The following is an 18,538-nucleotide window of genomic DNA, read 5'->3' on the forward strand; positions in this document are numbered from 1 at the left end:
TTGATTATTTCGAGCGTCTCGCCTTCACTGCCGACGGTTTGGGACCGTCGGCGGCGATGGGCTTGTCCTTCTGCTCTTCGGCAAGTAGCGACCATGCGGCAATGAACATGGCGGCAATCAACGGTCCGATAACAAAGCCATTGATGCCGACCAGCGAAATGCCGCCAACCGTCGAGATCAGCACCACATAATCCGGCATGCGCGTGCCCTTGCCGACCAGCGGCGGGCGCAGCAAATTATCCACGAGGCCGATAACCAGCGTTCCGATCAGCACGAGAATGACGCCCTTGCCCCAGTCCCCGCTGACAAAGAACCACACGGCGGCAGGCACCCAGACGAGAGCGGCACCGACCGCTGGCAGCATGGAGAAGAAGGTCATCATCACGCCCCACAGCAGGGCGGCTTCGATGCCCAATAGCCAGAAGGCAATACCGCCGATCAAACCCTGAATGATCGCGATGATAATGTTGCCCTTGACGGTCGCGCGGATGACAGCGGTAAATTTTTCCAGAAACTGGCGCGTATAGTCGTCGCTCAGCGGAATGGCCTGCCGGATTCTGCGTCCAAGATCCGCACCGTCGCGGAACAAGAAGAACAGCAGATAGAGCATGATGCCGAAGCCGATGAAAAATTGCAGCGTGTTCTGGCCAAAGCTGACGAGACGACCGGCGAAAAGCTGACTGCCTTGCAGGATTGTCGCTGAAATCCGCGAACGCCATTCGGCGAAACTGCCAAGCTCGAAACGTTTGAGCCAGTCTTCCAGCGAATCTGGCAGAACGGATAGGATGCTGGTGATGTAGCTGTTGAGGTCGAATTCGCGACTGCTCAGCCGTTGGTACAGAGAGTTTCCTTCCTGAACCAGCGAGCTGAAAATGATCAGCACCGGAATGATGACCAGACAAATACACATCAGCACCGACAGAAAGGCTGCAAAATTACGCCGTCCGCGCAAAAGCCGCACGAGATATTGCTGAACGGGATAGAAGATGACGGCGAGAATGATCGCCCAAAGGACCGCTGTGTAATAAGGGATAAGCAGCCAGGCGAAGGCGATCGTGACGAGCGCCAGAAGAATATAGAAACTTGCGCGCTGGACGGACATATTCACTCACCGACATTGTCTTGGGAGTCGACCCTGCCCAAAATCTGCTTTTTATTCAATAGCGTATTTCCGGCAGGGCCATGAGAAGCCATGACGAAAACAGGTAAGAACAGGAACATGCAGCCCTATTGAGATGTCAGGCTGCGGCCCGGATGGAAGATGGAGCCGCTTGCGGCAAAACACGCGCAATTGCGCTGAGAAGATCGCTTTTCGACACGACGCCAACCACAAATCTGTTCTCGTCCACGATCACGGCCACATGGGTAAGACCATCAGTCAGGACCGGAAGCAGGCTTAATGCGGCATCATCCGGCCCGGCCGTAATGGCCGGGATCACATGATCTTTCAGGCTTTCGCCCGGCTGAATCAATTCGCGCAAGCCCACCATACCGGTGAGCCGTCCATCAGAACCCGTCACGGGCAAGGTCAGGATACGATGGCGCAACAGCAGATTGCGGGCCTGATCGGCGGAATCGTCTTCACCAATGCTGATAACATCGCGCGACATGATGTCGGCGCAGGTGAGATCACCATGGGCGCGGATCGATGCCTGTAGCTCAACCTGCCGCAACAACCGGCCAAGGTCGTTGCGGTCGATGTCGAAGCTCTCATCCAGCGTGTTCAGCGCCTCGTCGATATCCTCTTCGCGGATGCCTGCCCGAACGGAAGGCGGCAAGTCCTTCGTTGCGTGCATGCTCACCGGTGCGGCGGCCACGTTATGCGGATACTTACGCCGGGCAAGCTTATGGAACAGAATGCCCACTCCCACCAGCAGACAGGAATTGAAGCCGACCGGCACGAGCGGAAACCACAGCCCCCAGCTTGCGACCGCCTGACCACCCAGCACAGCCGTCAGCGCAGCAGCGCCGCCCGGCGGGTGCAGGCTGCGGGTTACAGACATGGCGGCGATTGCAAGTGAAACGCCAAGCCCGATAGCAAGAGCCGGGTCGCTGACATAGCGAGCGACGATCACGCCCACCAGCGCAGAAATCGTATTACCGCCGATGATCGACCATGGTTGCGCCAGCGGACTGTTCGGCACCGCAAACAGCAGCACAGCCGATGCGCCGATAGGTGCAACGATCAACGGAAGATGCGGGCCGTTGCCCAGCAGAAAACCCGAGACGAAACCGGTGAGAGCGATGCCAACCAGCGCACCAATGCAGGCAATGGCGCGCTCACGCAGCGTTGCGCCGGCAAGCATCGGGTTAAACAGCCGGAATCGCGACGCAGGCGACCCGTTATGGTCAGGAGATTTATGTCGGGTCATGTCACACTACAGCCAGAGGCGGCCTGTCTATTCCGAGCTTTCCCGGGAACTGCAACAGATCCCGCTTCCATGAGCGTGAGTATCCTGTCTCCGGCATATGCGAACAAGAAAGCAAATCCGTATGTATCGGAGGGGAAAAGAAAATTCTTCCGCTATTGAAAGCTTAACAAGAATATCGGTCTCACCAGCATTTCCGTTCCCAATAGCATAAGCCCGACGAGAAACCAGAGGCGAAACCGTTCCGGGCTGATTTTCTGGCGAAAAAACTGCCCAAGCCCCATGCCTGCCAGCGCAGGCAGGACAGCAGCGAGCGAAATGAGAAGAATATCGCCGCTATAGGCCTGACGGGACGAAAGCCCGATGGCGAGTGCAATGGTCGATACTGTAAACGACAATCCCAATGCCTGCACCAGATCGTCTTTCCTCAGCCCCAGCGCCTGAAGATAGGGAACGGCGGGGATGACGAACACGCCGGTCGCACCGGCGATCAAGCCGGTCAGAAGACCGATCAGCGGCGAGAGCCAGACTTCGTGCCGAGCCGCTACGTGCCATTGCCGGGCGAGCAGGGTATATCCCGCATAAACGACCAGACATGCGCCGAGCAGCGCGGTAGTCAGGCTCGTCTCGCCGTCGACCAGCATGAAGGTGCCGATCCACGTTCCGGCGACGATTGCCACCATCATGGCCCAAAGGCGCAGAGCCAGCGCACGAAAACTTGGCCCGGCCAGAAGCTGCCAAACATTCGTGATGAATGACGGAACAATAAGCAGGCTTGCCGCTGTTAGCGGTGAGATCAGCGCCCCCAACACGCCCATGGCAACGGTTGGCAATCCCATGCCGGTCAGGCCTTTGACGAAGCCAGCGCCGAGGAAAGTGAGGGTAATCGTGACGATAAGTGCGGCTGATTGGGTCATGCTTTCGCTATAAAGAAATCCTCATTTTGCGAAATGCGGAAGTTCCATATTCTGCCTTCGGCTTTACCGAAGGCAGAATATCGGCCATAAATATGCATGCGTTTCGATCTCACAGACCTTCGCCTTTTCATCGCCGTTGCCGACGCCGGAAGCATTACGAACGGCGCTGCGGAAGTGGGGCTCGCCCTGCCCTCGGCAAGCGAGCGCTTGCGTGACATGGAAACCATTGGCGAGGTCAAGCTTCTCGAACGCGGCAGACGTGGTGTCACGCTCACTGCAGCAGGCGAAGCGCTTGCGCATCATGCGCGCCTCGTGCTGCGCCAGATGACTGACATGCATGCCGATCTCATCACCCATGCCAAGGGCATGCGCTCCACTGTGCGCGTGGCGGCCAACACGGCATCCGTGACCGAATACCTCCCTGCACGACTTGCCCGGTTCATGGCGGATAATCCGCAGATCGACGTTGAGCTGAAAGAACGACAGAGCGCGGAAATCGCAAGGTCCGTTGCGAGCGGCTTTGTCGAGATCGGCATATTGTCGGATGCTGTCGATACCGCCAGATTGGTTCTCCTTCCCTTCACCACAGACAAGCTGGTTCTTGTTACCGGGCAGCAGCACCCACTTGCCGCCAGAAAATCGGCATGCCTTGCTGATGTCCTCCATGAACCATTCATCGGGCTCTATTCAGGTGCACTTTACGATCACATCGAAGCCCACGCCGCACGCCTTGGCGTCAAGTTGAAGACGCGCACACGTTTGCGCACTTTCGAGAGCATCTGCCCGATGGTCGCCGCAGGCGTCGGTCTGGCAATCATTCCGGAACTGGTCGCGCATCGCATGATGACAACAACCGGCATCGTGCCAATCCCGCTGACGGATGCATGGGCCACGCGGCATTTGTCGCTTTGCATACGCTCACTGGATGAGCTGACCTCTTCGGCGCGCGCGCTGATCGAGCACCTGCTGGCAGAGCGTCCATTGGACAGTGAAATTTTTCCCACGATTCAATCTTAACTGGAACGCTCTAGAAAACTTGCGAAGCCCTATCCTCTTGGCTATCACACGGCATCGAAGAACGTGTCGTTTGGAAGCCTATGGCCACGCAGGACAAAGCAATCATCAGGACGGTTGGCGTCTCCGTCAGTTTTGACGGCGCGATGGCTTTGAATTCGGTCGATGCCTCGGTTGAGGCCGGGCGCATAACCGTCATTTGCGGGGCCAATGGTTCGGGCAAAAGCACGCTGTTGCGCAGTATGGCGCGCCTTCAGATACCAACAAGCGGTCAGGTTTTGTTCGAAGGTGAAGACATCAACCGTCTGAGGCGTATTGATCTCGCCCGCAAGATTGCCGTGCTGGGGCAAATGCCAGAGGTTCCCGCTGGCCTGACTGTAGAAGAGTTGGTCGAAAACGGACGTCATCCGCATCGCGGCCTGTTTTCCCGCCTCGGCGATTACGACCGGCAGGCAATTGAACGCGCCATCACGCAAACCGGCCTGCACGCTTTGCGTCATCGTCAGGTGGCTTCCCTGTCTGGCGGCGAGCGCCAACGCGCATGGGTGGCGCTAGCTCTTGCACAGGAACCGTCCGTCCTGTTTCTCGATGAGCCGACAAATTTTCTCGACATCCGCCATCAGGCTGAATTGCTGACGTTACTCAAGCAGTTGAACCGCAATCACGGCCTGACCATCATCGCCGTTCTGCACGATCTCAATCAGGTGCTGGAACTGGCCGATGACGTCATCTTGATGCGCAAGGGCCGGTTGATGGCCGCAGGCAGTCCCGAAGGTGTTTTCACAACGGAGCGCCTCAGAGAAGCTTTCGATTTCGACATTGAAGTGACGGCGCACCCGGTTTTACCGATTCCGTTCTGCATGCCCCGCTGGGTCAATGATCCATTGGTTCCGCACTCTGCCGAAAAAGAGCGGAGCGCGGAATGACCGCGCAGTCTCTGGCGTCGAACCAGACAAAACAGAAGAGCTTCACTGTAGGCATTGTTTTTCTGGCAATCCTGCTGCTGGTCGCGCTGACAGCTGCCGAACTTGTCATTGGTAGCGGTAATGTCACTTTGCAGGATGCCTTGCAGGCGCCATCGCGCCCTCAAACGCTGGCGCAGATCATCATTGAGACCATTCGCCTGCCCCGCGCAATCGCAGCCATACTGGTCGGTGCAGCACTTGCTGCCGCAGGCACGGTGATGCAGACTATTTTGCGCAATCCACTTGCAGCACCGGACATTCTCGCAGTCACCAGCGGCGCACAACTGGCGCTGGTTGTTTCCAGCCTGCTGCTGCCTTTTGCCTTTCCGGGCTTTCTCGCCACGATCATCGGCGGTGCGTTTGGCGGAACATTATGCCTGCTGGTCGGCGGCGGCTTGCGGGCACAAGCGGTTCGGCTCGCACTGGCCGGTGTGGCGGTGTCGCTCTCCTTTTCGGCGCTCTCTTCCGCCATCATCCTGATTGCCGATGATCGCGCATCCGGCATCATTCTCTGGTCGTCCGGCATGCTGGAGCAGACTGGCTGGAACAAGGTCGCAACACTCGCACCCTTTATCCTTGGTGCGATCCTGCTGCTTGTCGTCCTCGCCCGCCAGTTCGACGTTATGGCGCTCGGCAGTGATATGGCGGCGAGCCTCGGCCTTGGCAAGGCGACGGCCCTGATCGGCCTTCTGGCAACGATCGTGCTATCCGGCGCTGCTGTCACCATCGCCGGGCCAATAGGCTTCATTGGTCTGGCAGTACCCAATTTGCTGCGCGCCACCGGCATGGTTCGGCACAATGTGCTCCTGCCTGCGGCGTGCCTGTGGGGAGCCGTCGCGCTGCTTTCAGCCGACCTTGCCGCACAATGGCTGAGCAGCGCGGGCTCAATCATCCCGACAGGCATTCTGGCTGCCTGCTTTGCAGCACCGGCGCTGATCTTCGTATTGCACCGCATGAAGACTGAAGCAACGGCCAACGCCACACAGATACTTGGGAAAACCATATTCAAGCGGGCGACCGCTCTTTATGCGAGCCTCGGCGCGCTTCTGATCGCTGCTCTTGTTGCCGGGCTTCTTTTCGGCGATGGCATCGCCGGACGCGACATTGACTGGCAGGCGATAGAGGCGTTGCGCGCGCCGCGCGTATTGATTGCCATGGGCGCAGGCGCTTTGCTCGCAGTGGCGGGATTGTTGTTGCAGGCCGTGACCCGCAATCCGCTTTCCGGCCCCGAGACATTGGGTCTTGCGCAAGGTGCGGCACTCGCAAGTCTCGTCGCGCTGCTCGGCGGCATCATTCCCGGAAGCGCACTTTTTGCTCTCTTCTCGGCAGGCGGCGCCTGCCTCGTGGTCGTACTGTTGAGCCTTCTCGGTAAAAACCTGTCGCCGACACGCACAGCGCTGACCGGGCTTGCCGTCGCAGCCAGCCTTTCAGCATTGAGCACAATCGTGGTGATTGAAGCAAAGCTTCAGGTTGCTGAAGCGCTTACCTGGCTCGCGGGCTCCACGCATGGGCGCGATTGGCAGGACGTGGCAGCACTTACCCCCTGGCTTCTGCTGATCGCCATTTCCATGGCATTCGCCAAACGCCTCGATATTCTGGCGCTTGGTCGCGATGCGGCTGAATCGCTCGGCGTGAATACCGCAATCACCCGTCTGTGGATGCTGCTGCTCGCAGCACTCTCTGTGGCGGGCGCGGTTTCCGCCGTGGGCGCCATTGGCTTTGTGGGGCTGATTGCGCCACATGCAGCGCGCCTTTGTTGCGGCGCACGCTACCGGCGTCTATTGCCGGTGACAGCGCTGATCGGCGCAGGGCTAACAGTTCTGGCCGATATGTTGGGCAGGGCGATCGTCGCGCCGCAGGAAATTCCGGCAGGCATCGTAACAGCGTTTATCGGCACACCGCTCTTCATCATGCTCATGCGCAGACAATCGCGCTAATTGCCAATTCGGTATAAGAGCCTCGACGAGAAGCGCCGGGCGCGAGGGAACGCCCGAACGCTTCTCAGCGAGTTCGGACGGCGCTAACCGTCCAATTTCACTGCCAGAATTACCGAGCGGCCATCACACCAGCAATAAGACCGGTTGCTGCGGTAATCAGAAGATACTGATTATCGACTTTGACCCACTGCTGTCCTCTACCTGGCGCACGAAGGCCATAACGCTTGTAGTCCTTGACTTCGCTATGGCGCGACCCGCTTAAACGCTGTCCCTTTGACCAGCCTTTCTTGGCTGGCTGCTTCTTCGCTTGCGCCTGATGAACAGCTGGCTTGCGCTGCGGCTGGTTATCACGAGCCTGCGCCAGTGGCGCGCCAATGAACGACAGAGCAATAGTTGCGAGTAGGATCTTCTTGAACATAAAATTCTCCTTTCGTGATGAACTCACGCTACCCAACCCGCGATGAACAATAAATGAATGGAATGCACAATAAACATTAAATAAAATCAATGTTATCATTGATGAATTTTGGAGATACTTTATCTTAATAAGATAATTACTATACACAATAGAATAAATCTTTATTTAAAACATAATTTTATTTTCAATAATAAAATAATTGCGAAATGAAAATATAAGAAAAGCTATTCGATCATCGTTTGCACGATTACCAATAATATCAAACAAAGGCCTCGCGCGCACAAAATCTCAACCGTTTTTAACGGCGCAGCAGAAACACACATACGAGAACAATGGCGGAGGGGGTGGGATTCGAACCCACGGTACAGTCTCCTGCACGCCGGTTTTCAAGACCGGTGTGAAAACATTGATTATCTTGACTTTTTTATCTTTTTAATCCATATTGTTGCGTGATTGTTGCAAACATGGACGAAAAGTGCAATGGCGAGCCTTGTAAAACGTAACGGACGATGGACCGCAACAGCCCGCCTTCCTGACACTTTTCAGGGGCCATCAAAAGCCAAATCGATAAACCAGACCTTTGCAAAAAAGACTGATGCAAGACTGTGGCTAGAGTCAACAGAGTCCGCCATGAAGTTAGGCACATGGAAGGATCCCCGACTAGAGCCTAAAAAATATGGCCCTCTCGGGTGGCCCGACAAATCATTCAAAGACGCCATCGAATCCTACCGAGACACCGTGACGTCGAAGAAGAAGGGTGCACCACAGGAAACAGCAATGCTCAACATGTTGGGAAGGCAGGCTTTTGCGAAAAAGAAGCTGCGCGAATTGCTGGTCGCCGATTTTGCTGACTTCCGTGATGAACGCGAGGAAAAAGGTCTAAGCGCATCCACCATAAGGAACAACCTCAACACAATATCTGCAGTGTTTGAATGGCTGATCCATGAAAAACAAGCCACCATAAGCAATCCGATCACAAGCCTCAGAAAAGGTAGAGGGGTTCCTCAACCAGATGAGCATCGTGAGCGTCGATTACACAAGGGGGAGGAGGAAGCAATCTCTGCAGCAATTGAGGCACTCGAAGGACCCAAAGGCCGTCAATGGAAACTTTTATTTCCCCTATTGTTAGATACAGGCATGCGTCTTGGTGAGGCAATGTCGATCAAATGCGGGTGGCTTAGAAACGAAGAAGGTTTCGTCGTGATCCCGAACTCAAAGAATGGTACCCGCCGCTATGTTGCTCTTTCCGACCGGTGTTATAGACTATTGCTTGAGCACATTGAGAAAGAACCGGATGACAGCCTCGTTTTCAGGTTCAGCAAATGGACAGCAAAAAACGTCTGGCGGAGTGAAATTCGTATAATTGCTAAGTGCCCCGATTTACGAATTCACGACCTGCGTCATGAAGCGCTTTCATTAATGGCGTTACGGGGAGCGGACCTTAAAACTCTTATGCGCCAGAGTGGCCATAAGACCGTTGCCGTTTTGATGCGGTACCTCAATCCTACTCCAAAAGAACAACGGCAAAAATTATTTCCGACGACAGAGTAAAATTCTCTGGCCCCCAGAATAAACCGATTTATTGTGAGTTGCTCCCGATACTAAACGACTCCAGTCGTCGCGTATTAAGATTTTTGAAGGCGGCGCAACCACTCTGATTCTGTAAGCCCGACTCGCGATAAATCACTTGCAAAGCGTTCTACTACACGTTGAGCATGTGACGTCCGAAGTTGATCAACCCACACATACCTCTTCTTGGCTGAATCAATGAAATAAATTTCTCCATCTTCGCCCGTCTGTGCAATCACCTCCTGTGTTGCTTTATCTGGAGAGAAAGACGCCGCAAAACACAAATATGACTTCGGTTGATAGATTAACTCAACTGGAGAACCGTCAGGCTTGAATATCACATGAGACATATAATTTCCGCCATTCTGTTCGCTCTCGACCAATCGAACGAAGACAAAAGCTCGTGGTTCTTCCAGTCGTACACTGTCACAAACTGGTTGAATGCAAACTAAATATTGATTAAGATTAACGTCATATACAATACTACCAAGCTTCAAAGACCGTTGAGTAGCGCCGTAGAACGTTCGGCTCGCCATCAAATGTGAGAAGCGATGATTGGCATCTGAACCCTCAGTAGGCAGTAGAACTTTCGCAGCCTTCCTCGTATTCTTTACTTCACTAAGTTTTGGTATAACACTGTTCTTCTCTCTAGCTTTCTTAAAACCTAAGGTGCAAATATCCTCGGCAATTTCCCTATAATTTAGACCCTCTTGGTTTAGAACAGAACCAAGATGCTCCCCTGGCGTCCATACGTTCTGGCACCAATCTCTGAAGATATTTTCACGTATCAAAGGCTTAGGTAAAGCATCTTCTAGAACGGCTTCAATCTCGGAGACTAGAAGCGGAATAACGTGCGAGGAAGCGTCTTCTCCAGGCAATGACATTGCCAAATGGGTCAAAAATGCAGGATCAAGATCCCTATTAAATTTAGAAAGGATTTTGCGGCTGTTCTTCCGGATTTCTGCAAGGCCAAGAAGCGCTGTGGCATGCATTATGCCCGACGCTAGTTTCGCAAACTCACGTACCGCGACGTCGGCGAGATGTATCTCATTCACTACATGACGAGGATCAATATCGACCCTTTCCCGCCCCGGCTTTCCAAGAACCGCGACCCGACTGTTGTCTGTATGAAACGCAAGGCCTTCCTCTTCTTGTAGTGGTCGAAAACTATCGCCAATTGAAGGGTGAACCTTTTGATATATTTCATTTGCCACCCCAAACAAATTTGGCTCTTGGGTGTAGACTAGGATCAAACGTAACTGTTCAGGAACATCCTTCAGTGCCTGAACTATTAAACCATCAATCAATTCGAGCGCACGCTGACCCTTGTCTCCGAAAAGATCCCAATCAACGATCACTACGTCTGCCGCCCTACAAAGAGGAAATATGTCTGACGCGGGACCAAAACTTGCTGGTTTCTTTGGCTGGTACAACGAACAGACAATTTGTTTCTTCGCAAAGCTATTAACGATATCATACGAATCTGGAGCCGGGTCTTCTTCTGGAACGGCTTCGGGGGCCACTTGGCTCTGATCGCCCTCTGTAGAGAGTCGTCTCGACGCCATTTTTCGCAATTTCGGAGCCAAAACCTGTTTCGGTGCGCCACCGCTAGCTGGAGCACTCTGGTAAATTCTATCATCTACAAAAACTGCAGTCTGAATAAAAGACTGCGCTGCTTGCGTCGAATAGTCTTGTACAGTTTCAGTCAGCACCATCGTTCCCCGGCCAGCTAATTACCATCGTTACGCCACGTTTTTCAGAGTTGGGCAAAATATCAATTTCCATGCCCTCCTTTTGAAGAGCTTTTCTCGAAATATAAAGTCCGAGTCCTCTGCCGCCCGGTTTTCTAGTAAATCCCTGATCGAATATTGCGGATGAATCCCTTTGATTAATAGAAGGCCCGTTGTTTGAGATACGAAAACTTTTCTCGTCCGCATCAAGAATAATTTCCTTCTTACCGTCAATATTCTCAAGCCAAAATACGGCATTATCGATTATGTTTACAAAAACGGGATAAATTGTAGATGGAAATACTGTAATTTGCGATTGAAGGAAGGCATCACTTGCTGAAAGAACGACGTTATGCCGTTTCATACGAACTTCAAATAGCGTATGAAGGTAATGATTTATCTCTGATCCTTTGATCGGGATCGCTTTTCGATAAAGCCTTCGTTGCAGCGGTGTAAAAAGATTAAGATGACCATCGAGATGGTCAAAGTTATTACGAATATCCCTATACAAAATAGAAAGTTCGTCATTTGAACTTGCCCATGGCCGAAGTTCTCGAAGAGATCTTCGGACGCCCTTTATCGCAGCCTCAAATTCATGATTGATAACTGCAACCGCTAATCCCAGCTGCACCATCTCGGCATCGGTATCAGCTTGCTCTCTGAGATCCTGAAGTTCCTGATCTAAAGCTTCAACGATATCGGAGTCCGATATATCGAAGCCTTGGTCGATATTGGCAGATATTGCCGTCAGCATATCTCTGACTTTGGAAAGAGTTTCTCGGTTCTTCTTACCTACTGATTCAATTCGTCCTTCGTATGTGTCGCGTAACCGTTCGATCTGATCTTCAGAAAGGTCGACAAGATCTTTTTGTGCAAACTCCACTTCGACTGCAGAAATTGTTTCCTGCATTTCCCGAATTGCGTCACGCGCGAACTTAAGTGCAGAAGACCTTGTCTCGTTAGCTAAACTTCTGACTTGCCCTGCTTCTTGGGTAACAGCCTTCCTTCGACTATCCGCACTTTGACGGATAAGTTCACCCAAGCGCTTCCTTTGATCGACATAGAGCTTTGCTTCCTTAGCAACCGCGCCAAGTGTCGTAGCCACCTCTGTAACGAAGGGATCAAAGAGTTCTTTATCCAATCGCTCAATCTCTGCTGTATAAGCGTTCCAATCGCGTTGAAGGGGTTTAGACAAGCCAACACCTCGCGGCTTTGACAAGCGATAGCTCTCACGGATTTCGTCAAGTCGGCGACCTGCTTCCCTTTCAGCGTCTAGCAAAGCAGATGAAGCTTCGTCCGGGTCTTTCAGCCTTGCCGCTGTTTCCATACGAGCTGAAATGTTGGCACGGAGATTACTTAGTTCCGTCTCAGGAAGACCTGAGCTTACTCGGTCAAAAAAACCTTCAAGTGACGCCGCTATACTTCTCCGCTTAGTCGAAACTTGCTTTTCTCTGCGACGCCGGGCCAGCTCGAGGCGTTCCAACTCCGAGCGTTGTTCGGTATAGATTTCTGAATAGTCGCCAGAATCTCTGAAGAAGTCAGCAGCAAGTTGCAGAAAAAGATTCTCAAGGATGTTTCTAAGTTGCCGATAAGCTTTATCTTGCTGAAACCCTTCTCTCCCCGCTTTTTCATGCAAAAAGCCGTTGTCCTGCCGCGTCAGCTTGACAGCACCAAAAACTCGCCGATGAGAGAAGAAATAATACGAAGCAGATTTAGTTCGCCGTTCCTCGATATTGAGCCAATCAACATCCGAATTTCCATAAGGTAAAACTCTAATCCTATCCCGATAAACGTAAATACCCCCAATTTGGTTTAGCTTCTCGCTAATGCGTTTCCACTCATCTGGAGGTAGAGTAGATTCTCTTTGCGCACCGTTTACGTAGCCAAACTCGATCTCAAACGGGCCACACTTGGTGGGCTGTCCCTGTCCGTCCAGCCATGCAACCGCATGATTGCGTACATCTTCACCATATATCTTAATGTCACCGAGGAATTGGCCGAATTCGTCAAATCGGCCGCTAATTCTGTGATCGGCGGCTTCCAATTCTTGCTGAGTAAAGAATTCGCCCTCGCCTATCAAATCCTCACTTGCTGAGTCCGTGGGCCAGTAACGAAATGCAGTCTCTATTGGCGATGGTGGGGATTCTCTGAATACGGAATTTGAAAATCCGAGAAGAAACTTAGTAAAATCTTTAGTATTATCCCGGCGCTCTCGGTCAATTTCGTGCGCAATACCATCGTCAGCTGGTGCAATGTAAAAATGTGTTCCTGACTCACCGTCCTTGAGGCTAATCCCGCCCAAGAATTCGTCCAAGTTCTGAGGGTCTACTTGAAAATCGGATATATCGTTCAATATTCTCTTATATGAGACGTCATCCGCGTTTCCTGACAGCCCCTTAATGCAGTCAGTCATTCCTCCAAGCAATTCTTCGACATCATCCGATGTAGGGAGCCGCCCTCCTGTAATGTGCTTAATCGGAATCTCAATATCTTCTAAATTGATTCCCGAAATTTCAAATAAACCCCAATGAATGAAACACATAACAAGATCTTGTGCTTCTCCGTTGCGTATAGCGCGCGTGAGAATAAGTACCTGTCGCCCAAGCAACGCTATTGCGAGACGCCCAATACCCTTCTCTCCCATGATCGCGCGCTCTGGCTTATCGGCGGGCCGATAAGCATCCGGTTTCTGACCGGGAGCGGCATATTTACTCTCCGTCCCCAAAACGAGCCAACGGTTCTCGAACTCTTCTGGTGTCATACCGACGCCGTTGTCACGTATAACTAGAAGATTATCCGAACGAAAATAGTCGACTTCAGCATGATCAGCATAGGCATCGTGAGCGTTCTTAAACAATTCACTGATAGCAGTTGATATATTGGCAATCTGCTGGCGACCCAGCATATCGACAGTTCGTGCTCTAGTACGAAATTTCGCCATATCTAACCTGCGCAATGCTTTGCATGGGAGACAATATGAGCACCAAAAGCCTGCGCCAACACAACCGGCACGGCATTACCAATTTGCTTAGCCTGAGAATTCAGAGAACCCAAAAACTCGAACGTATCTGGAAAGGTTTGAAGCGATGCAGCCTCTCGCACGCTGATTGCGCGATCTTGCTCAGGATGTCCATAACGTCCGTTAGAAAGGCTTATGCATCGTGTCGTCAATCCAGTAGCTGGACCATCCCACCTCATACGTCCATAGACATCAGTATGCCCTGAATAACCCGTCTTGGTGTGGCAATGTAGCCGCAATTCGGTTGGCCAATCTGCACGCGTTCCTTCTATAGGAGTAGCTCTTATTCTCTTTAGGTTGATTTCGGATAGACTCGCCGCTCGGTGATTTAGAATTACTGGATGTGTTTCTCCGGCTCTAATGGCCGGAAGATGAGCAATCCAATCCCTCACTGTGCTATACCCCGTTCCAGCCTGAGGACCGTGCGTTTCATCTGGCAGATTAATTTCACCATGTTTAGACGCGAGCAACACTAGCCGCCTTCGTCGCTGAGGAACGCCATATCTTTGAGCTTCAATAATTCCAACAGCAGTCTTATAGCCCAAGGCTTCTAAACGCTTAATGAAACGGGTAAGTGTGCTATTGCCTGCCACCTTCTGTATGCCTGGAACATTTTCAACGAATATGTAATCTGGAAGAAATCGCTCTACCTGCAACCCGAAATATGAAAGCAAGGATCTTCGAAGGTCAGTTTTTTTATCCGGCTTTTGTGTATTTTGCCTTGTGAAGGGTTGGCACGGCGCGCAACCACAGAAGAGTTTGATGTCGTATGACTTAACCAAATCTTCGATTTCTTCTGGATTAAACCGCGTTATATCGGTTGAACTAAATACAGTTTGCGGAAAATTTTTTTGAAAAGTAGCTCCAGCATCTTTATCAAAGTCAAGTGCAAACGCAGGAACCAGTCCTGCTGCTTGAAAACCTTTACTGGTCCCCCCACACCCTGAAAAGAAATCAAACACACCTATATTCATTTTTATTTATCTTTTAACGTGCTTTATTGAAGCTCCAGAAAGGTTATTATTTACGCTCGATACAGCAGCTTTCGTTAAGCGATTCCCAACACGTATACGATCATATGTTACCGAACCGCTTGCGGCAATCAATAAGGATCGCCGAAAGCGCGCATAAAACGTTTCTCACAGGAGCTTACAGCTTGGCTCCCCGATTTTCGGCTGCCGCGCTGCGTCTTGGACGCCCGATATGCTTGCCTTTGCGGCGCGCGGCTTCCATACCCGCTTTTGTGCGCTCACTTATCAAAGATCGCTCAAATTCTGACAATGCAGCCAATAGATGGAAAACCAGCCTCCCTCCAGATGAAGAAGTATCTATGTTCTCTGTCATAGATTTGAATTCGACGCCGTCCCTTCCCAATGAATTGACCAGATCGACCAGATGAATGAGCGACCTACCCAGTCTGTCCAACCGCCATACAACCAAGGTATCGCCCTTTTTGAGCCTTTTCAGTACTTTCTGGAGGCCTGGTCGCTCGGTCGAAGCGCCAGAAACGCCTTGATCAATAAAGATCGGATCGCAACCCGCTTTCTTCAGGGCGTCAAGTTGCAGATCCAGCTTTTGCCCGTCAGTGGATACCCTTGCGTAACCGATTTTCAATGTATTTTCTCTTGGTCTTTTCCTAATAATTTTACCGTTATCCATGAATTTCAAGTCCCAATTCTGTTGACGAAAGGGAACGGTTTGAAAACTCAAGGCTGGTCAACGATTTTTCTGGTAATTTTATCCAAAAATACTTTTGGTCGGCGGTTTCACTCTCACTTCACAAGAATATCTTCAAGCTGATAATCTTTCGCCGAAATCCTCTGAAACCGTTCCCTTTATCATCTCATCAGTTACAACCGTCAGGGCATAAACCATCATGCCTGCCGAATTGTCGGGGGATTTTATGGAAACAGAAAAAGCAGATTCTAAATACATTACAATAATAACGCCAACTGTAATTAGTATTGGTTAGTTATCATGAATTACAAAACTGCTACTCGAAATCTCTTATGGCGTTTTATTTTTGTATTGATCTGGAACGCGATCCCATACTCGGTTTTTCTGACAAGTCGCAACCCAAGTAGCAGCGGGAATCTTCCGTTCGCGCTGATGGCGTTTTCGGGATTGTTCTTCGCTGTTGCGCTGCTCGGGAAATCAGTTGGGGACTTCATCGCTGCATCGGTGAATAAGAGCAGCCAGCATTGAGCAATGAAAATGATAAATCAGAATGCTGCGTTGGTGATGAACAGCGTGCGACAAAGGCAGCGCATTAGCAAAAGTCTGTTTCTAAAAGCCCTGACTGCTGCAGCTTTTGGCGCGTCCTTCACAACGGCCAGCGCCGCCCCCGACCCTTATGTAGGCGATTACGTCAAGGCTTGCCCCAAAGCGCAATGCACAATTGAAATCACAAAGGAAAAGGACAAAACCTACAATCTACGTTTCACCGCAGCCGACACAATGGATGCAGATAAAGTGCTATGTCGCGCTGATATTCCGATGAGGCGCGACAGACTGGAATTCACAGTAAACGAAAATTACGACGATGCTTTATCGGGCACATACAAGTCTGATCCACTTATCTGGTTGCTAGCCTTCGATGACGGCAGCATACATTTCTACATCGAGAATGCACCTTGTGGACGCTTCAATATGGCAGGCGAATATGTTGCATTCGGAGATGAGTGACAGAAAAAAAGCGGCGCACTGAAACAGTAGGCCGCTTGCGGCATCCTGTTGGGTGGGGAGTGGAGATGGATGCCACCCTTAGATATTCATTTCAAATAGGCGTCGGCGCAAGCTGATTTCACCAGCAGATTATTATTTCGGATGCGGAATGACATAACCGCCTGCTTGACCCGATCAGCGCCGACGACAATCCTTGATAAAGGATAATAAAAAACCGCCTCAACGGCTGGCAGGCCTCGGCGGTTTTTCAAGGTGAATGGAAATAGAGTGAAATCACTCCCGTATACAGTCAAGAGCCGAAAGGCGCTTAAGCGTTGAGTGAGCGGCTGGGATATAACCCAGCCCAAAAGACAGCCTCACACGCCTGCTCCCGTCAACAAAATTTGCCTTCCCGCGCAGTTCCAAGTTCGGAACAAGATCGCCAGCAGCATATAAGGATTTTGCCCCGGCGTTCATGACCCGTTTCGGAGAGGATGCGCTACGCTCCGGTGCTCCCCGAGATGCGAAGACCGAAGCAGCGCTTGAGGCGCGCGGCGGCAAAAAGCAGACGTCAAAGGATCACGACGCAGAATTCTTCATCCAGCGTCACAAAGACCAGAAGGCACTGGTGAAAGAGCGTCTTGAAATCGGCTATCGTCGCAATGGCTATAAGGAATTGTCCGGCCATCAGGTAGGCCCGGTCCGTGAAGATGGTCTGCGTTCCGAAACATTGAAATCCAAAGCAGGCCAGATATTCGTCGCGTCCGTCCCGCGAGCACGAGATTTGCGAAGCAACTGGGGCAAAGCCACGCTTGAAAAGCTTCACCAAAAGCTGTTGGCATTGGATGAGCCGTATGTAGAAGGAAATCGAAAGTTCCTTGGTTTCATTCGCATAGACACAGATCGGGTCTGGAATTCGGTTGAAGAATGCCGTTCGTTTTATCGGCTGCTTGCCCGCGATGGAAAGATAGCCTGTGAACCGCATTTCCTCGTCGGCCTGAAACTGCGCGACGGACGTTTCATCCGCCCCCATGCAATATGGCTGTTACCCCATGGTTCCGCTATCTGGAACGAACCCGGCAAGACAGGTTGGAGGCGTGGCCCTGTCGATCTGTTCCGTGCGGTCTATTTCGGTTTGTGCCATGCCCTGCTTGAAGCCGGGGCAGACAGCGGTGCACCTGCGACGTCGCAACAGGTCAAATGCCCGCTTTCGCCGGAGTGGCATACCATTTGCCCGCAAGAAACCAGCTTTCCAGACCTATCGGAACATGCCGAATATCTCGAACTCAATCACACGCGAGAAACGCTTCTACGCCGTGCTGCTTCGGTGCAGTCCGGCATGGGAGTTGTCCAGAGCAACGAGATTTTCAACGCACTCCAGAAGTGGGCCTATGCCGTTCTGACAAACTGGCATTTTTCTGGTGAAGCTGAATTCATAGCTGCGCAGAAAAACGGACGCCTGGGAGCAATTGTCGACAGGCTGCATGTTCAACTGGAACATTTCGTTGCACCCAGCGAGTTGAAGCTGAAAAAGAAGCAGCGCGACAAGCTTCCCCTCCTGATTGCGAAGGTTGCCGCATATGCCGTGGCAGCCTGGTCGCCGGAGAAGGCGCAACAGTCGAGAAAGAACCGTGGCGCAGCCATCCACATGGTGCAAGGGCTAGAAAGCCTGAAAGAACGTCAATCTGTCGGCGGACGATATGCGGCTCATAAAAACGCAGAACGCGCACAAAATGCCATTGAGAGCGCGATAAAACGCCTGTCTGGCAATGGCACTGCCATCACCAAGGGCAATGTTGCACGTGAAAGCGGCATCAGCCGCCCCACCATCAATAAATACTGGCAGACATTGGCGAAGTGAGGGACGACCATGCATCATGTAAAAAACGGTGTATAGATAAAAAGCACCGAGCGCAGCGGCTGTACCTCTCTCGTC

At 51.8% G+C, this 18,538-nt stretch carries 14 protein-coding genes and 1 pseudogene; 7 read left to right on the forward strand and 8 right to left on the reverse strand.

Annotated features, from left to right (window positions below; all coding sequences use genetic code 11):
* Window positions 1-4 precede the first annotated feature (4 nt).
* The 3 genes from FHW03_RS10420 to FHW03_RS10430 all read right to left on the reverse strand — a co-directional run bounded on the left by FHW03_RS10420 (window position 5) and on the right by FHW03_RS10430 (window position 3,286).
* The gene (locus tag FHW03_RS10420; RefSeq protein ID WP_182520569.1) at window positions 5-1,102 is read right to left on the reverse strand and encodes an AI-2E family transporter; all 1,098 of its coding nucleotides are present in this window, start codon (window positions 1,100-1,102) and stop codon (window positions 5-7) included.
* A gap of 136 nt (window positions 1,103-1,238) precedes the next feature.
* Complete coding sequence (locus FHW03_RS10425; RefSeq protein ID WP_182520570.1) at window positions 1,239-2,372, reverse strand: HPP family protein; 1,134 nt, start codon at window positions 2,370-2,372, stop codon at window positions 1,239-1,241.
* Window positions 2,373-2,524: 152 nt separating this feature from the next.
* On the reverse strand, window positions 2,525-3,286 hold the full coding sequence (locus FHW03_RS10430) for a sulfite exporter TauE/SafE family protein (RefSeq protein WP_182520571.1): 762 nt from the start codon (window positions 3,284-3,286) through the stop codon (window positions 2,525-2,527).
* A 96-nt stretch (window positions 3,287-3,382) separates the two neighbouring features.
* Between FHW03_RS10430 and FHW03_RS10435 the strand changes: the two genes are divergently transcribed.
* The 3 genes from FHW03_RS10435 (at window position 3,383) to FHW03_RS10445 (ending at window position 7,202) form a co-directional block, all read left to right on the forward strand.
* A complete protein-coding gene (locus FHW03_RS10435; RefSeq protein ID WP_182520572.1) occupies window positions 3,383-4,303 on the forward strand; it encodes a LysR family transcriptional regulator in 921 nt (306 codons plus the stop codon).
* A gap of 80 nt (window positions 4,304-4,383) precedes the next feature.
* Window positions 4,384-5,226, forward strand: coding sequence for an ABC transporter ATP-binding protein (locus FHW03_RS10440; RefSeq protein WP_182520573.1), 843 nt, complete (start codon window positions 4,384-4,386; stop codon window positions 5,224-5,226).
* Complete coding sequence (locus FHW03_RS10445) at window positions 5,223-7,202, forward strand: iron ABC transporter permease (protein WP_182520574.1); 1,980 nt, start codon at window positions 5,223-5,225, stop codon at window positions 7,200-7,202. Before FHW03_RS10440 ends, FHW03_RS10445 begins: the two co-directional genes overlap by 4 nt.
* Before the next feature lie 109 nt (window positions 7,203-7,311).
* Here FHW03_RS10445 and FHW03_RS10450 read toward each other — a convergent pair whose 3' ends face one another.
* Window positions 7,312-7,620, reverse strand: a complete 309-nt coding sequence (locus FHW03_RS10450) for an RcnB family protein (RefSeq protein ID WP_182520575.1) — start codon at window positions 7,618-7,620, stop codon at window positions 7,312-7,314.
* A 480-nt stretch (window positions 7,621-8,100) separates the two neighbouring features.
* On the opposite strand from FHW03_RS10450, the gene FHW03_RS10455 reads away from it, so the two are divergent.
* Window positions 8,101-9,171 (forward strand): site-specific integrase, encoded by a 1,071-nt coding sequence (locus FHW03_RS10455; RefSeq protein WP_182520576.1) that lies wholly within the window; start codon window positions 8,101-8,103, stop codon window positions 9,169-9,171.
* 74 nt (window positions 9,172-9,245) lie between these two features.
* Here the strand turns inward: FHW03_RS10455 and FHW03_RS10460 are convergent, their stop codons facing one another.
* The 4 genes and pseudogenes from FHW03_RS10460 to FHW03_RS10475 all read right to left on the reverse strand — a co-directional run.
* Window positions 9,246-10,904 carry a response regulator receiver domain gene (locus FHW03_RS10460; RefSeq protein ID WP_182520577.1) on the reverse strand — a complete coding sequence of 553 codons (1,659 nt, stop codon included), beginning with the start codon at window positions 10,902-10,904 and terminating at the stop codon, window positions 9,246-9,248.
* Window positions 10,891-13,860 carry an ATP-binding protein gene (locus tag FHW03_RS10465; RefSeq protein WP_182520578.1) on the reverse strand — a complete coding sequence of 990 codons (2,970 nt, stop codon included), beginning with the start codon at window positions 13,858-13,860 and terminating at the stop codon, window positions 10,891-10,893. Before FHW03_RS10465 ends, FHW03_RS10460 begins: the two co-directional genes overlap by 14 nt.
* Window positions 13,861-13,862: 2 nt before the next feature.
* The gene (locus tag FHW03_RS10470; RefSeq protein WP_182520579.1) at window positions 13,863-14,912 is read right to left on the reverse strand and encodes a DNA cytosine methyltransferase; all 1,050 of its coding nucleotides are present in this window, start codon (window positions 14,910-14,912) and stop codon (window positions 13,863-13,865) included.
* A gap of 220 nt (window positions 14,913-15,132) precedes the next feature.
* A pseudogene (locus tag FHW03_RS10475) lies at window positions 15,133-15,552 on the reverse strand (recombinase family protein); the annotation flags it as partial.
* 363 nt (window positions 15,553-15,915) lie between these two features.
* On the opposite strand from FHW03_RS10475, the gene FHW03_RS10480 reads away from it, so the two are divergent.
* The 3 genes from FHW03_RS10480 (at window position 15,916) to FHW03_RS10490 (ending at window position 18,463) form a co-directional block, all read left to right on the forward strand.
* Window positions 15,916-16,143, forward strand: a complete 228-nt coding sequence (locus FHW03_RS10480; RefSeq protein WP_146097121.1) for a hypothetical protein — start codon at window positions 15,916-15,918, stop codon at window positions 16,141-16,143.
* A gap of 9 nt (window positions 16,144-16,152) precedes the next feature.
* Window positions 16,153-16,623 (forward strand): hypothetical protein, encoded by a 471-nt coding sequence (locus FHW03_RS10485; RefSeq protein ID WP_182520580.1) that lies wholly within the window; start codon window positions 16,153-16,155, stop codon window positions 16,621-16,623.
* Window positions 16,624-17,077: 454 nt separating this feature from the next.
* A complete protein-coding gene (locus FHW03_RS10490; RefSeq protein ID WP_182520581.1) occupies window positions 17,078-18,463 on the forward strand; it encodes a hypothetical protein in 1,386 nt (461 codons plus the stop codon).
* Window positions 18,464-18,538 lie beyond the last annotated feature (75 nt).

The sequence above is a fragment of the Ochrobactrum sp. RH2CCR150 genome, assembly GCA_014138095.1.
Taxonomy (GTDB): domain Bacteria; phylum Pseudomonadota; class Alphaproteobacteria; order Rhizobiales; family Rhizobiaceae; genus Brucella; species Brucella gambitense.